This window comes from Pseudomonas sp. ME-P-057, assembly GCF_030208975.1.
GTDB lineage: Bacteria > Pseudomonadota > Gammaproteobacteria > Pseudomonadales > Pseudomonadaceae > Aquipseudomonas > Aquipseudomonas lutea.
In genome coordinates, this window is sequence record NZ_JARVSX010000039.1 from 85,535 (window position 1) to 98,618 (window position 13,084).

The 13,084-nt window shown below is 61.1% G+C and carries 12 protein-coding genes; 5 read left to right on the forward strand and 7 right to left on the reverse strand.

All coding sequences use genetic code 11. The features are described 5' to 3' along the window. Positions 1 to 5 precede the first annotated feature (5 nt). Complete coding sequence (gene pncA, locus QRN48_RS21475; protein WP_285353095.1) at positions 6 to 656, forward strand: bifunctional nicotinamidase/pyrazinamidase; 651 nt, start codon at positions 6 to 8, stop codon at positions 654 to 656. 201 nt (positions 657 to 857) lie between these two features. On the opposite strand, the gene QRN48_RS21480 is transcribed toward pncA, so the two are convergent. Continuing rightward, entirely contained in the window at positions 858 to 1,343 is a 486-nt protein-coding gene (locus tag QRN48_RS21480) for a GNAT family N-acetyltransferase (protein WP_285353097.1), read from the reverse strand. 152 nt (positions 1,344 to 1,495) lie between these two features. Here QRN48_RS21480 and QRN48_RS21485 point away from each other — a divergent pair, with 152 nt between their 5' ends. The 3 genes from QRN48_RS21485 to QRN48_RS21495 all read left to right on the forward strand — a co-directional run bounded on the left by QRN48_RS21485 (position 1,496) and on the right by QRN48_RS21495 (position 4,744). Beyond that, positions 1,496 to 2,416 (forward strand): formate/nitrite transporter family protein, encoded by a 921-nt coding sequence (locus tag QRN48_RS21485; protein ID WP_052075169.1) that lies wholly within the window; start codon positions 1,496 to 1,498, stop codon positions 2,414 to 2,416. A 275-nt stretch (positions 2,417 to 2,691) separates the two neighbouring features. Further along, positions 2,692 to 3,375 (forward strand): response regulator transcription factor, encoded by a 684-nt coding sequence (locus tag QRN48_RS21490; RefSeq protein WP_037011241.1) that lies wholly within the window; start codon positions 2,692 to 2,694, stop codon positions 3,373 to 3,375. Next, positions 3,353 to 4,744 carry a sensor histidine kinase gene (locus QRN48_RS21495; RefSeq protein ID WP_191945946.1) on the forward strand — a complete coding sequence of 464 codons (1,392 nt, stop codon included), beginning with the start codon at positions 3,353 to 3,355 and terminating at the stop codon, positions 4,742 to 4,744. The genes QRN48_RS21490 and QRN48_RS21495 overlap by 23 nt, the downstream gene beginning before the upstream one ends. 67 nt (positions 4,745 to 4,811) lie before the next feature. Here the strand turns inward: QRN48_RS21495 and QRN48_RS21500 are convergent, their stop codons facing one another. The 3 genes from QRN48_RS21500 to katG form a co-directional block, all read right to left on the reverse strand. Continuing rightward, positions 4,812 to 4,973 (reverse strand): hypothetical protein, encoded by a 162-nt coding sequence (locus QRN48_RS21500; RefSeq protein WP_191945990.1) that lies wholly within the window; start codon positions 4,971 to 4,973, stop codon positions 4,812 to 4,814. A gap of 83 nt (positions 4,974 to 5,056) precedes the next feature. Then, the gene (locus tag QRN48_RS21505) at positions 5,057 to 5,686 is read right to left on the reverse strand and encodes a zeta toxin family protein (protein WP_285353103.1); all 630 of its coding nucleotides are present in this window, start codon (positions 5,684 to 5,686) and stop codon (positions 5,057 to 5,059) included. 631 nt (positions 5,687 to 6,317) lie between these two features. Then, the gene (gene katG / locus QRN48_RS21510) at positions 6,318 to 8,588 is read right to left on the reverse strand and encodes a catalase/peroxidase HPI (protein ID WP_285353106.1); all 2,271 of its coding nucleotides are present in this window, start codon (positions 8,586 to 8,588) and stop codon (positions 6,318 to 6,320) included. Between the two features lie 243 nt (positions 8,589 to 8,831). On the opposite strand from katG, the gene QRN48_RS21515 reads away from it, so the two are divergent. Next, positions 8,832 to 9,293 (forward strand): Hsp20 family protein, encoded by a 462-nt coding sequence (locus tag QRN48_RS21515; protein WP_285353108.1) that lies wholly within the window; start codon positions 8,832 to 8,834, stop codon positions 9,291 to 9,293. Positions 9,294 to 9,353: 60 nt separating this feature from the next. Here the strand turns inward: QRN48_RS21515 and QRN48_RS21520 are convergent, their stop codons facing one another. From QRN48_RS21520 to QRN48_RS21530, 3 genes are all read right to left on the reverse strand, one after another. Beyond that, positions 9,354 to 10,208, reverse strand: coding sequence for an amidohydrolase family protein (locus QRN48_RS21520; protein ID WP_285353110.1), 855 nt, complete (start codon positions 10,206 to 10,208; stop codon positions 9,354 to 9,356). Positions 10,209 to 10,264: 56 nt separating this feature from the next. Beyond that, on the reverse strand, positions 10,265 to 11,554 hold the full coding sequence (locus QRN48_RS21525) for an MFS transporter (protein ID WP_350310478.1): 1,290 nt from the start codon (positions 11,552 to 11,554) through the stop codon (positions 10,265 to 10,267). A 95-nt stretch (positions 11,555 to 11,649) separates the two neighbouring features. Then, positions 11,650 to 12,381 carry a GntR family transcriptional regulator gene (locus tag QRN48_RS21530; protein ID WP_191945952.1) on the reverse strand — a complete coding sequence of 244 codons (732 nt, stop codon included), beginning with the start codon at positions 12,379 to 12,381 and terminating at the stop codon, positions 11,650 to 11,652. Positions 12,382 to 13,084: the final 703 nt, after the last annotated feature.

Below are 13,084 nucleotides of genomic sequence, written 5' to 3' on the forward strand. Positions count from 1 at the left end.
CGATGATGACCCCGCCACTTTCCCGACTCCCCGACGACCCGCGTGTCGCCTTGCTGGTAATCGACATGCAATACGACTTCATGCCCGGTGGTGCGCTCGCCGTGGCCGAGGGCGATGCGCTGGTGCCGATCATCAACCGGCTCGGGGCGCAGTTTCGCAATGTGGTGTTGGCGCAGGACTGGCATCCCCGCGGCCATGTGTCCTTTGCTTCCAGCCACGCCGGCCGCGCGCCGTTCGACAACATCACGCTGCCTTACGGCACACAGACCTTGTGGCCTGATCACTGTGTGCAAGGCAGTCACGGGGCGCAGTTGCATGCCGGCCTGGACATTCCTCATGCGCAACTCACCCTGCGCAAAGGCTGCAATGCCGGCATCGACAGCTATTCGGCGTTTGTCGAAGCCGACCGCGCCACGCGTACCGGTCTGGCGGGGTATTTGAGCGAGCGCGGCATCGACAGCGTCTACGTGGTTGGACTGGCCCTGGATTTCTGCGTGGCATGGACTGCGCTGGATGCGCGTTCTGCAGGGTTCAACACCTGGGTGATTGCCGACGCGTGCAAGGCCATCGACCTGAATGGCTCGCTGGACCAGGCCTGGAAGGACATGGCGCTGGCGGGGGTCACCTGGATCGACAGCGCAGCTCTGACCAGCTAAACATCCAGTGTCCACGGGTCGGCATCGCCGATCTGCCTGACTCACCGCAAATTATTGTAGGAGCGCGGTTGCTCGCGAACGAGGAGGGTCAGCCGAACAGGTGCGACTGACCCACCGCAATTCGCGGGCAAGCGCGCTCCTACAACGGGTCGCGATCAACATCAGGGTCTATGCACGATGTGCGCACCTTCGATAAGCGCTTCAATCCAGCCCCAACGCAAAGCGCTTCAATCCCTCCCCTTCCATCCGGTAGCGGACCCACTCGTCCTGTGGCGCGGCGCCGATTGACTGGTAGAAATCGATCGCCGGCTGGTTCCAGTCCAGCACGCTCCACTCAAACCGGCCGCAGCCGCTGTCGTGGGCAATCTTCGCCAGGTGGCGCAACAACCGTTTGCCGGCGCCGACACCCCGGTGGGCGGCTGACACAAACAGGTCTTCCAGATAAAGACCTTTGCGGCCCTGCCATGTGCTGTAGCTGAGGAAGTACACCGCGAACCCGATAGGCTGCCCGTCCTGCAAGCAGATCAACGCCTTGGCCGGCGACGGTTCGTCAAACAGGCTGCGTTCGATGTCGGCAACGCTGGCCGTCACTTCGTGTTCGGCCTTTTCGTAGATCGCAAGCTCGGTGATGAATCCCAGGATGACGGCAGCGTCGGCTCGGGTTGCGTCGCGGATATGAAGGGTCACGGAGGGTCTCCAGGGTCAGTGAAAAGGCAGTCGCCGCTGGCGAACGACGGGTAACGGATTGTGTCTGAAGCATCAGCGCCGCGCAGCAAGCTTGTGCAAGTGAACCGCCGCCTCCCATCGACCGCATGCCTCCGCCTCTCCACAGGATCACCATGGAACACGAACCAGACGGCAAGACCCCCGGCCTGACGCCGGAAGAAGAACGTGAAATCGACGAAAACCAGCCACCCCGTGCAGCCGTCCTCCATGAAACGATCCGCATGCAGGGCGATCAGGAACTGGAGCGCAACGTGGCAGCGCTGTTCTGGTCGGCCCTCGCGGCTGGCCTCACCATGGGGCTGTCATTGATGGCCATGGGTCTGTTGAATTCACGCCTGCCCGACGGCGACGGTTTTAAAGTCATCGCCAGCCTGGGCTACAGCGCAGGTTTCCTGGCGGTCATTCTGGCGCGTCAGCAGTTGTTCACCGAAAACACCCTCACGGCCGTGCTACCGGTCATGAGCAAACCCACCCTTAACAACTTCGCCCGTCTGTTCCGGCTGTGGGGCGTGGTGCTGGTGGGCAACCTGTGCGGCACGCTGCTGGTGGCGTACGTCATGCTGCACTTGCCAATCTTTGATACCAAGACCGACCAGGCCTTCCTCGAAATCGGCCGCAAGGTGATGGAGAACGACAGCGGTCAGATGTTCGCCAAGGGCATCATTTCCGGCTGGATGATCGCCACCATGGTGTGGATGATCCCGTCGATGGAAACCGCCAAGATCGGCATCATCGTGATGATCACGTACTTGATGGCGCTGGGTGACTTCACCCACATCGTCGTGGGCTCGGCGGAAGTGTCGTACCTGGTGTTCGCCGGTGAACTGCCGTGGAAAGACTTCTGGCTGGTGTTCGCAGGCCCGACCCTGGCCGGCAACATTATCGGCGGCAGCTTTATCTTCGCGTTGATCAGCCACGCGCAGATCCGAAGCGAGGGCGACACGCCGGACAAGAAAGGCTCGAAAAAAGCGCTGAAGAAGGATCAGCGAGAAGACGCACCGACCAAGGCTGAAACTGAACGTAAAGGCGCTTGAGGCCCGGGCGGGTGGCTGCGTGTCAGCCTGGCACTTATCCTGTAGGAGTGAGCTTGCTCGCGAAGGCGTCGGACCTGTTGGTGAATGATTGCCTGACAGGACGCATTCGCGAGCAAGCTCACTCCCACAGGTTGACGGCGCGGCGTGCTCCTCCTTCGGCGCGCCCGCTAGCATCAAACATGGCCTCATGCCCTTCTTAAATTATTTTTAAGAAAAACCGACAGCGTTTAGAGGCAAACTGCAGCCTTCTGTCCCTCACATGGCCCTGACTTCCCATGACGCGAATTCTGACAATCGAAGACGATGCCGTCACGGCGAAGGAAATCGTTGCCGAGCTGAGCAGCCACGGGCTGCAAGTGGATTGGGTCGACAACGGTCGCGAGGGCCTGGTGCGTGCCGTGAGCGGCGATTACGACCTGATTACCCTTGATCGCATGCTCCCGGAAGTCGACGGCCTGGCCATTGTCACCACCATGCGCGCCCTGGGTATCGCTACGCCCATCCTGATGATCAGCGCCTTGTCCGATGTCGATGAACGCGTGCGCGGGTTGCGGGCCGGCGGCGACGACTACCTGTCCAAACCCTTCGCCTCCGATGAGATGGCGGCCAGGGTAGAAGTATTGCTGCGCCGCAGCAATGCGGGGACTCAGGCCGAGACCATGCTCAAGGTCGCCGACCTTGAGCTCAACCTCATCACCCGTGAAGCAAGCCGCGCCGGCCAGCCCCTGAACCTGCTGCCGACCGAATACAAGCTGCTGGAATTTTTGATGCGCAACAGCGGCCAGATCATCACCCGCATGATGATTTTCGAAGAAGTCTGGGGTTATCACTTCGACCCCGGCACCAACCTGATCGACGTCCACATCGGGCGCTTGCGCAAGAAAATCGATCCCCCTACCCTGACGCCGCTGATACGTACCGTTCGAGGCTCAGGTTATGTCATTGCCGAACCCGTCTAAGGGCTGGCGCTCCTCCAGCAGCCGGCTGCTGGCGCTGTACAGTTTCTTGTTCGTTGCCTGGAGCAGCATCCTGATGGGGGTGCTGTACTGGGAAGTCACCAGCTACCTCAACACCCTCGCCCGCCACTCGCTGATGCAGCGCCAACAGCTGTTCTCCCGCTTTGAGGGCGCGCAACTGGACGATGCGCTCAAAACCAGCGACAAGTTCGACATCCGCTCGGTCGACGCCTACGGCCTGTTCGACAAAGACCTGCAGCCCATCAGCGGCCCGATCCAAAGTATTCCTCAGGGCCTCAAGCTGACCGGAGCGATCCAGGAGCTCGAGACATGCATCGATTCCGACGACCCTGATCTGCCAAGCTCCGGCTGCGATGCCGTGGCCATTCACACGATGGATGATCGCTGGCTGGTGCTGGTGCGCGACAACGGCTCGCTGTTTGCCGTGACGACGCTTATCCTGCGCGCGCTGCTGTGGGGCATATCGTTGACGATCATTCCCGGCATCGCCGGATGGCACCTGCTGGGTCGGCGGCCCCTGCGGCGTATCCGGGCGATACAGGTGAGCGCCGAGGCGATTGTCACCGGCGATCTGGCCAAGCGCCTGCCGGTGTCGGACCGTCGCGACGAGCTGGACATGCTCGCCGACATCGTCAACGCCATGCTCGACCGCATAGAGCGGCTCATGAACGAAGTCAAAGGCGTCTGCGACAACATCGCCCATGATCTGCGTACTCCGCTCACCCGCCTGCGCGCGCAGCTTTACCGGATTCAACAGCAGTCGCCGGAAGACTCGCCACTGGGCGAGCAAATGGCCCTGGTGATCGCCGATGCCGACACATTGATGGCACGCTTCCGGGGCCTGCTGAGGATCTCCGAGCTTGAGGATCATCAGCGCCGTTCAGCGTTCGGGCAGCTTGACCCCAAGCCGCTGTTGCAGGAGCTGCACGATTTTTACCTGCCACTGGCCGAGGAAGGCCGCGTCTCCCTGCAACTCAGAGTGGCCGAAACGCTGCCCCCGCTGGTGGGCGATCGGGCGCTGTTGTTCGAGGCACTGTCCAACCTGCTGAGCAACTCGATCAAATTTACCCCGCCGGGCGGGCAGGTTTTGCTCATCGCTCGCGCCGAAGGCGACACCACGTTCATCGAAGTACAGGACACCGGCCCCGGCATCCCGGACGCCGAGCGCGAGGCGGTGTTCAAACGTTTCTACCGCAGCGAAAACGGTAATCAGCAAAGCGGCTTCGGCCTGGGCCTGTCCATCGTCGCCGCGATCGTCAACCTGCACGGCTTCAAACTGCGCATCGGCAGCAGCCCGTCGGGCGGCGCGAGTCTGGTGCTGGAGTGTCGACGGGTGTTGGCACTGGCTTGAATGCTTGCGGCTTGGGCCGCTGAGACGACAAAGCCGCCTCAAGGGCAGCTTCGTTTATTGGGGGGTGTTACATTTTCCGGGCTTGCTCGATGATCTTTTCCTGCCGCGCCCAGGCTTTCTCCATGACCTCCAGGTAAACCCGTTCCTTCTCCTCGAAGGTGGCGTTGCGGACAAAGTCGGAAAACGGCGTCGACTTCACTGTTTTAAGTTTTTGTGGAGCGGCCATCATTCGTACCTCATGCAGTTAAGCCTGCGCTCAAGCGAAGCCCGATCATAGGTTTCGGGTATGTGGGTGTCAATTTGCTGGATGTTCTAAAGGTAAGCCTTCGTAGAACCGTCATGATTCTTGATGAAAATATCCACGGTTACGGTACGCCCGAACTCGTATTTCAAACGATTGACCACTTCTCGAGCTGCGAAATACTGATCCAGGAATCCTCGCAACGGGATATTCCGGCCCTCAATTCGCTCTCGCGCCTGGACGAACTCCCAAGCTCTTTCCGGATTTTGATAAACATAAAGCACTAGCACGAACCGACCCCGTTTCAGCGAGCGCCGAATGTTGAGCGAGACCGTGTCAAAGTTTGACGCTGTCCCGTCCAGCAGAAAAGATTGCTGCAACCGCAGTGCCTTATCAAGAACGGCGGACTCCAAAACAGACACTGCCCTTTGAAACAGTGATGAATTGCTGCCGGTATAACCGGGTAATTCCGTGCGGTAGGTATCAGGGTCAATGCGCAGCACAGAGCCGCCGAATCGCGAGAGGAACTCCAATGACGCTTCGGTCTTCCCGGCCCCAGGCGATCCCGCCATAAATACTGAAACTGGCGCATCCTCTGAAAGGTATACCGAAGGATCCGTTAGCCTCTTGGCAATTACCTTCCTGTTGGCCTTGGCAAACACAACAGCTTCATCCGAGATCCGTCTTTCATTCGTATCCATTGTCACACCCGTCGTTTCAGGAACTCACAACAATCCAGCGCCGTGCAGTATTCGCAAGCAGCTGAATGGCGCCTATCCGACGTCACAAAATGAAACAGATGCGCGGCTGAGCATTACCGACTCGGCATCAGCGGGGGGCGGGATCCGGGCAAATACACGTCAGCCGCAACGCCACGCATTTGTAGGAGCCGGCTTGCTGGCCAGACGGCTCTATCAGTCGGCACTTGCGGTTCTGACCCATCGCGTTCGCCAGCAAGCCGGCTCCTACACTTGAGCTCGGCAGCATCCATCATCAGCGCACAAAACAACGCCTCCATTTCGCAGGCGTTGGTTATGGCGTGCTGAACGCCGGGAAACCCTGACCTCAAGCCAGGGCGAAGGGGTTCAGGTCTCACATGTTCAAACCTGTAGGAGCCGGCTTGCTGGCGAACCGATTTCGTTAGTCGGCACTTGCGGCGCTGACCCACCGCATTCGCCAGCAAGCCGGCTCCTACAGTTGATTTCGGCAGCGCCCCATCATTAGCGAACAAAACAACGCCTCCATTGCGGAGGCGTTGTTATGGCGTGCTGAACCGCGCCTCCGTTTAGGAGGCCTCGGCTATGAAGCCCTCAACCGCGCATAAACCTGATATCAAGCCAGGTCGAAGCGGTCCAGGTTCATCACTTTCGTCCAGGCGGCAACGAAATCCTCGACGAACTTTTGCTGCCCGTCCGCACTGGCGTACACCTCGGACACCGCGCGCAGTTGAGCGTGTGAGCTGAACACCAGATCGACCCGGGTGCCGGTCCATTTGACTTCGCCGGTGCTGCGGTCGCGAGCTTCGAAGAGTTGATCGCCACCCGAAACGCCCTTCCATTCGACGCCCATGTCCAGCAGGTTCTTGAAGAAGTCGTTGCTCAGCGCACCCGGTTTGTCGGTCAGCACCCCATGACGGCTGTGCCCGGCGTTGATGTCCAGAACCCGCAGGCCGCCCAACAGCACGGTCATCTGCGGCGCCGTCAGGGTCAGCAATTGCGCCTTGTCGACCAGCAGCTTCTCGGCCGAAACCCGATAGTGACCCTTGAGGTAGTTGCGGAAGCCATCGGCGATGGGCTCAAGGAAGCTGAATGACTCGACGTCGGTCTGCTCCTGAGAAGCGTCCATGCGTCCTGGGGTAAACGGCACGCTGACGGTGTGGCCAGCATTTTTCGCGGCCTGTTCGACACCCGCGCTGCCGCCAAGCACGATCAGGTCAGCCAGGGATATCTGCTTGCCCCCTGCCTGTGAGGTATTGAACTCGCTGCGAATCCGCTCCAGCGCTTCCAGCACAATCGCCAGATTCGCCGGCTGGTTGACCGCCCAGTCCTTCTGCGGGGCCAGACGCAGACGACCGCCATTGGCGCCGCCGCGCTTGTCGGAACCGCGGAAGGTCGAAGCGGCTGCCCAGGCCGTGGAGACCAGTTGCGACACCGACAAACCGGAAGCAAGAATTTTTTCCTTCAGCGCCGCCACGTCAGTGGCATCCACCAGCGGGTGATTGACCTCAGGAATCGGGTCTTGCCAGAGCAGCTCTTCGGCAGGCATTTCCGGGCCGAGGTAACGGGCCAGCGGACCCATGTCACGGTGAGTCAATTTAAACCAGGCGCGAGCGAAGGCATCTGCCAACTGATCCGGGTTTTCCAGGAAGCGACGGGATATCTGCTCATAAGCCGGATCCACGCGCAGCGCCAGGTCGGACGTCAGCATGCGCGGTTCCTGACGCTTGGCCGGGTCGTGGGCATGGGGAATCTTGCCTGCACCGGCGCCATTTTTAGGTCTCCACTGATGCGCCCCGGCCGGACTCTTGGTCAGCTCCCACTCGAAGCCAAACAGGTTTTCCAGATACTCGTTGCTCCAGCGGGTCGGCGTCGAGGTCCAGGTCACTTCCAGGCCGCTGGTGATGGTATCGCCACCCTTGCCGGAGCCGTAGCTGCTGCGCCAGCCAAGGCCTTGCTCCTCCAGACCGGCCGCTTCCGGTTCCGCACCGACGTTGTCGGCAGGCCCTGCACCGTGGGTCTTGCCAAACGCGTGACCGCCGGCAATCAGGGCGACGGTTTCCTCATCATTCATGGCCATGCGGCCAAACGTTTCGCGAATGTCACGCGCCGATGCGGCCGGATCCGGCACACCTTCCGGGCCTTCGGGGTTGACATAAATCAGGCCCATCTGCACGGCGGCGAGAGGGTTTTCGAGGTTGCGTTCGCCGTTGGCGGTACGGGTCTGCTCTTCGCTGTGATGCTCGGGTTCGGCGACCAGCGTGCCCTCACCGGGCTGCTGCATGTCTTTGTGCGCGCCGTAGCGATCCTCACCACCAAGCCAGGTGGTTTCAGCGCCCCAGTACACGTCCTCGTCCGGTTCCCAGACATCGGCACGGCCGCCCGAGAAGCCAAAGGTTTTGAAGCCCATGGATTCCAGCGCCACGTTGCCCGTGAGCACGATCAGGTCGGCCCAGGAGATCTTGCTGCCGTATTTCTGTTTGACCGGCCAGATCAGTCGCCGGGCCTTGTCCAGGTTGACGTTGTCCGGCCAGCTGTTGAGCGGCGCGAATCGCTGCTGCCCTGCCCCTGCACCGCCGCGACCGTCGCCGGTGCGGTAGGTGCCGGCGCTGTGCCAGGCCATGCGCACGAACAGCGGGCCATAGTGCCCGAAGTCGGCCGGCCACCAGTCTTGGGACTGAGTCATCACTTCCAGCAGGTCGCGTTTTACGGCTTCGTAGTCCAGGCTTTTGAAGGCGCTGGGGTAATCAAATGCCTCGCCCATCGGGTCAGTCAGCGGCGAGTGCTGATGCAGAATCTTGAGATTCAGCTGGTTCGGCCACCAATCACGGTTGGTCGTGCCGCCCCCGGCTGCGTGGTTGAACGGGCATTTCGATTCGGTCGACATGGTCTACTCACCTTCTTTTTTATTTGGCCGTAAGCGAAACGGCCCGGACTAGCACCCGCACAAGACTAGCCGACTCGGGCCAGCCGTCTAATAGGCAAATGCTTGGGGCACGATAGAGCGCTTCTGTCAGGGGAGTATTTAACGCCGGTGCTTGTATTTTGCGGCGCTTGAGCCTAACTCTAAATGCAGAGTCGGCCTCGATTGCCTTCTCGACCACCGTGGCAATCTCCAGGAGATTCAGGCATGGCCACCACCGCTTCACTGGCTCCGCTGTTCCGGCAATCAGTGGGCTTCGATCGCTTCAATGACTTCTTCGAATCTGCGCTGCACAGCGAGATAAACGCCAGCGGCCCGCCTCACAACGTCGAACGCTATGGCAACGATCATTACCGGATCGTGATCGCCACGGCAGGCCTGGCCGCCGCCGACCTGGACCTGACACTTGAAAGAGACGTGCTGACGGTGTGCGGCGGCGAGGCGCATACCGACGGTGGCGTGACCTACCTGCATCAGGGCATTGCGCACGGGCCTTTCAGACTGGTGTTCCATCTGGCTGACCACATCGAGGTGCAAGGCGCGACCTTCAAAAACGGTTTGCTGATGATTTTCCTGCTGCGTGTGGAGCCGCAGGGGGCGAAGGCCCGACGCATCAACATTCAGAGCCCAGGCGACGCGCCTGACCGGCCCTTCATCAGCCGCCCATGAGCCAGGCTGCGCAGGCTGACGTTGCCCGGACCGGACCGGGTCTCGGCAGCTCCAGCGGTATCAGGCCTCGACCGGGGCAAAATCAAACAGCACCTGCGGCGCGCCGATGAGTAATGAGCGCATGAGTTGTGGCGAGCACTCCAGTGCGCGCAACTGCTCGACCACGGAGGCGTAACTGATCTGTTCCTCGTGCTGGGTATGGGGCCAGTCGCTTCCCCAGACCAGGCGTTGCGGGCCCAATGTGTCCAGCAACAGCGGCAGCGCGGCGCGGGCGAAATCGAGGTTTTCCTGCGCGCTGCCTCCCAGACGATAAACGCCGGAGACTTTCATCCACAGTTGGCCGCCTCGGCCCAGCTCCAGCATCTCGCGAAAGCCCGGCTGATCGAGGCCGGAGCGGGCATCCGGTCGGCCAAAATGGTCGATGACGATCCTGACGCCGAACGGCATCAATCCCGACAGCAGCGCCGGCATGTCGGTGACGTGCCGATGGACTTCGACGTGCCAGTCCAGCGCGGCAAGGTGGGCGAAAAACCCCTGCCAGTGCGGCTCGGCAAAATCCGGCAGCGCCTTCCCCATCAGGTTCAACCGCACACCGACAACGCCCAGCTGGTACATCTCCTCCAGCGCGGCGCGGCTGATGTCGGGCTCGACCACCACCACCCCGCGCAACTGCCCCGGCGCCTGCCGCAGCGCGTCGAGCAGATAGCGATTGTCGGTGCCGAGAAAGCTTGGCTGCACGAGTACGCCATGGCTCAGACCGTGCTGCTGAAGTTGTTCCAGGTACATCGCCAGCGTGGCATCGTAACCCGGTGTGTAGCGTCGCGCCGATGTCAGGTCCAGCTCCCTGCTGAATACGTGTGCATGGCCGTCAATGCCAAGAATGGGCGCGAGGGGCGTGGAAAAAATGTCGGACATTGATCTCATCTGTCTGAAGATGCGCGACGCACAGGGCGTCGCGCGGGCGGGAAGAATCAGGCGCGGGCGGTTTCGCTGCGCGGGTCTGCCGCAGGAATGGAAGAAGCGCTGCCCTCCAGGCTGCGGCCGCGGGTTTCCGGCAGGCACAGGGCGGCGATCACGGCCACGCCGTAGGCGATCCCGGCATCGATGCCGATGGCCGAGCCCAGCGACATCGATTCGCTCATGTGGCCCACCAGAAACGGAAACACCGAAGACAGCACCCGGCCGAAGTTGTAGCAAAAGCCCACCCCTGCGCCACGCACGTCGGCGGGGTAAAGCTCATTGAACAGCGCACCGAGGCTGGCCGGAATGCCCGCCGCAAAGAACCCCAGCGGGAAGCCGAGGAACAGCATTTGCGTATTGGTCAGCGGCAGGAACACGTAGCACTGCACGGTCACCACGCAGCACAGGGCAAACAGCACGATGTTCAGACGTCGGCCGATGCGGTCAATCAAAAAGCCGCTGGCCACGCAGCCGCACCAGAACGCGACGATGATCACCGCCAGGTAGCCGCCGGAGTTGAGCACTGACAGGTTGCGCTCGGTTTTGAGGAATGTCGGCAGCCAGGTCATGACGGCGTGATAACCGCCGTGAGCACCGAGCCCCAGCAAACCGCCGAGCAGCGTCACGCGGATCAGCTCCGGGCGGAAGATACCGGCCAGGGACTTGAAGAAACTCTGCGGGATGGCGTTTTCTTTTTGCAGGCGCTGGAAGCTGTCCGGCTCCTCGACATTGCGGCGCACCCAGATAATCAGCAGCGACGGCAGCAGGCCGACCAGAAACATCACCCGCCAGGCAATGTCTTGAGGCACGAACGAATAGATCAGGGTGAACACACCCACCGCCAGCCCCCAGCCCACCGCCCATGCGCTTTGCACGGTGCCCATGACCTTGCCGCGGTACTTGGGATTGATGGTTTCGGCCATCAGCACCGCCCCTGCAGCCCACTCCCCGCCAATGCCGAAACCCTGCAACGCCTTGACGATCAACAGCGAGCTGAAGCCGGTCACGAACGCCGAAAGGAAGGTGAAAAACGAGAACCACAGGATCATCGACTGCAGCGTGCGCACCCGGCCGTAGCGATCCGACAGCGTACCGCCGACCCAACCGCCGAGGGCCGAAGTCACCAGCGTCACGCCACTGATCAGCCCGGCGTCGCCTTTGCTCAAGGCGAACGCGGCGATAAGCGCCGGAATGGCCAGGCCGAACATCTGCACTTCGAGGGCGTCGAGCGACCACCCGCCGAAGCAGGCCCAGAACGTCTTGCGTTCACGCGGAGTGACTTGGCGATACCAATTGAACATGCTTTTTGTCCTTATGAGTGTGAAGCGGCAGGGGTGCAGAGCCTGTTCTTTGATGACGGGCTTGAGCGCTGATGTCGGTGAGCAGGGTCCGCTGCTCAGCGGATGTCCACGCTGTAACGGAAGTGGCTGGCATGCCCACGCGAGCGGCGCCATTCCAGCGGTTGCCCGGCGTAATTGCGCGCCAGGCGCTCAATCACCACCACAGGGCTGTTGACCGGCACCTGCAGCAAACGAGCGTGTACCTCGTTGATGGCTTCGGCGGTCAGGGTTTCTTCGGCGTAGGCAACCACCTGTCCGCAGAGCTCTTCGTAAATCGGATAGAGCAGCGGGCCCTGGCGGCTCAGGTCGACTTCCAGCAGCGTCTGAAACTGCACTTGCGGCAGCCAGATTTCTTCGGCAAGCACCGGCTGAGCGTCGAGCAGACGCACACGGATCAGGCGAATGACCGATGCCTCCAGCGGCAGGCCCAAGGCATGGGAAACCGCAGACGGTGCGCTGACCGCTTCGATGGAGAGGATGCGGCTCTCTGGCACCTGGCGCTCGCCGGAGACGCTTTGAAAACGAAAAAACCGGAACAGCGAAGACTGAAACTGCGGCCGCCTGATGAAGGTGCCGCGGCCCTGCTGCCGCTCCAAAATGTTTTCACTGACCAGCATGTCCACGGCTTTGCGCACCGTACCGGTCGACAGGCAATACTCGCTCGACAGCGCCGCTTCGGTAGGAATGGCTTCGCCCGGCCGCCATCGATTGTTGGCGATCTGTTCGGCGAGTTGGTCACGCAGACGTTGATAGAGCGGCAGGCGGACATCACTGGAGAGTCGGTTCATGGAGGCGCTTCGCTGTTGTAGTTATGTAGTCATCTATATGAATCTGCGCCGAGTATTGTCCCGTTACAAAAAACCGTCAAGGGAGTGCGCCGGGATCTACGGACGAATGGCGAATGGCGAATGGCGAATGGCGAATGGGAGGCTTGCGTTGGAGGGAGGCAAACGAAAACAGCAGATTTCAATCTGCCGTTTGCGGGGGTGTGGCGGGCATGGGTCTGTTCAGACGGGCGAGATGGTGGCCAGCGCACCGATCATCAGGGTCAGGGCAAGAAATCCGAACAAAAAGATGGCGAGCTTGGCCATGAAATCTCCTACGCAAAGCGTGCGATACAGAGTGAGGCGAGCCGGTGCGACACCCTCCGGTCGGGCTCGCTCCATCGGCCGGGGTTGGGAGGATTGTCAGGGCTCAGGCTGTTTCAGTACAGACCCAGCTAAGGCGTATAAATACGGATCAGATGAGGGGCGCAGTCTTGTCGACTTCGGGCTTCAGCCCTGGCCCGACGTGTCTACACCGGAGATCTCCCGTAGGATCCGGCTTGCTGGCGAAGGCGCTGTATCGCCTGACATCTACGTTTCTGACCGACCGCGTTCGCCAGCAAGCCGGCTAAAGACGTGGTGCCGAACGCGGAATTGGGCGATGACCCAAACCCACTGTAGGAGCGCGCTTGCCCGCGAACGCGATCCGTCAGCGCCATCGCCATTG